General features: G+C 68.7%; 2 protein-coding genes. Both read right to left on the bottom strand.

Annotated elements, in window-relative coordinates; all coding sequences use genetic code 11:
- Positions 1-358: 358 nt before the first annotated feature.
- Positions 359-1,327, bottom strand: coding sequence for a TniB family NTP-binding protein (locus tag ADL25_RS09015; protein WP_059127141.1), 969 nt, complete (start codon positions 1,325-1,327; stop codon positions 359-361).
- Between the two features lie 113 nt (positions 1,328-1,440).
- Positions 1,441-2,166, bottom strand: a 726-nt coding sequence (locus tag ADL25_RS09010; protein ID WP_199839131.1) for a Mu transposase C-terminal domain-containing protein, incomplete at its 5' end; no start/stop codon positions are given.

The following is a 2,166-nucleotide window of genomic DNA, read 5'->3' as shown; positions in this document are numbered from 1 at the left end:
TGTTGGACGGGAGGGTAGTTGGAGCGTGGGGTGGTGGCTGAGCTGGTGTGTTGTTGATTCGTTGAGGGGGGTGGGGGAGGGAGTGGGTGCTGGGTTGGGGGTGTGGGCTGCGGTTTTGGCTTGGGTGGGGGTTTGTGGTGCTCCTGCGGGGCGGGTGTTTGGGTCTAATGGCCCGGTGTGTGTTTTCCCTGGTCGGATGGCTGGGGTTGGACGGTTTCCGTTGGTGTTCGGTGTCGGCTGGCCGCTGGCGTCGTCGAGAGTCCGGCTGGCGAGGGGGTCCCGTGTGTGCGGATCGGGGCCTCTTTTTTTGTTTTCTGGTTTGGGTGGTGCTGGCTTGTTGGTGTGTGGGGTGGTGGGTTCAGTGTTGTGTGGTGGGGCGGTGGTGGGTTTCGGCGTGGTGGTCGAGTTGTACTGCGTCGAGGGTGGCTTTGGTGATTTTTTCGGTGCCGTTGTGGATGGCGGTGATGGCTGCTTGGCGGATGAGGCGGGTGAGGGAGCCGATGCGGCCGGCGGTGCGCTGGTGGAGGTAGGGGGCGTGGTGGGGGAGGGTGCCGGGTGTGTGGTGGTGGAGGTCGAGGGCGTTTTCGAGGTCGGTGAGGGTGTCGGTGAAGGGGCGGGTTTGGCCGTGGTGGGCGGGGAGGGGGCCGCAGTGGATGAGGGTGGCGCGGGCGGCGAGTTGGGCGCCGCGTACGCCGGTGAACAGGGGTGTGGTGGTGACGTCGATGCCGGCGTAGACGAAGGTGGCGCGGATGCGTTCGGTGAGGTCTTTGAGCAGGTCGGCGGCTTGGGCTCCGGTGGTGGTGCGGGGGTTGAGGCGGTGGATTTCGTCGATGAGGACGAGTTGGATGCCGGCGGTGTTGTAGGTGTGGCAGACGGCGTCGGTGATCTGGGCTTGGGTCATGCGGGTGGTGGTGGGGATGCCGAGGTAGCGGGCGAATTCGGTGGTGAGGGTTTTCGCGGTGGCGCCGGGCGGGACGAGGACGTAGGCGACGGGCACGGCGGGGTGGGCTGATCCCTGCGTGGGCGGGGTGCGCAGGGTGTGGGCGAGGTGGCAGGTCCGTCCGACGTGCAGGAGAGCGGTGGTCTTCCCGGCGGCCGGGGGTCCGGTGACGATCAGTGAGGGGCGTGCGGTGATCTGCTGGTGGCGGCCGAGGATCATCAGGGTGCGGACTTGGTGGGCGAGGGTGTTGATGGCGGGGGTGCGGACGGTGACGAACGCGGAGTGGTAGGCGAGGCGTTCTTCGCGGGTGCGGGGTGCCTGGCCGGGTTGGGGCGGTGCGGGGGGTTCGGTGGTGGCGAAGTGCTGCCAGCCCTGCCAGGTGGTCACCGGCCAGGATGCCGCCTCTGTGTCCGCCGTGTACGGCCCGGACGGTTCCGGGGGTTCCGGCAACTGGGGCGGTTGGGTGGTGGGATGGCCGGTTGCGGGTGTGGGGTGGGTGTTCACCATGTCAGGGCCTCCGCCCGGGCGTCGTAGAGACCGAGTCCGGTGTAGGGGGTGTCGGCTGAACGGTCGTCGGTGTCTGCTTCTTCTGCTTCTTCTGCTTCCAGGTCCGTGTCCTGCGGGTCGAGGTCCGGGTCTGAGTCGGGGGCGGCGTGGAGAGGGTCCTCGTCCGTCCCGTCGCCTGCTCTGTCGGTGCCGGTTCGGGGGGCGGTGTCCGGTGGGGGGAGGGGTGTTCGGGCGGTCTTGGTGCGGGTGAGGAGGCGTGTTTCGGCTGGTGTGGTGTGGCCGGTGCGGGCGCGTCGCATGAGGTGGTCGAGGGCGTCGGCGAGGTCGGCTTCGTGGCTGTCGGGGTCGGTGTGGCGGGGGAGGGTGGCGCGGATGTGGTGGAAGGTCTGTTCGTTGAAGGGGCGGTGGACGTGGTCGCGGTGGATCCAGGGGATCTCGGCGAACGTGCCGTTGGGCAGGCGCAGCCAGATCTGGCGGATGTCGTGGGGGTTGATGTGGATCTCCCATTTCCCGCCGCGTGTGGTGTGGGGGGAGGGCTGTCCGCGGTAGGGGGCGAGGAGGTCGTGGTCGTAGGTGCGGTGGTTGAGGCGGATGCCGCGTTCGGTGACGGGCTGCCAGCGCACGGGCAGGAGTTCGAGGTAGTCGTCCCGGGTGAGGGGGACGGGCACGTGCCCGGTGATGGAGATGAGGGCGGCCCACATCTGGTTGGGGGTCAGGGG

Source organism: Streptomyces sp. NRRL F-5122 (genome assembly GCF_001507435.1).
GTDB classification, from domain to species: Bacteria; Actinomycetota; Actinomycetes; order Streptomycetales; family Streptomycetaceae; genus Streptomyces; species Streptomyces lannensis.
Note: the sequence above shows the minus strand (reverse complement) of the source record. Positions and strands in the feature narration are given on the sequence as shown.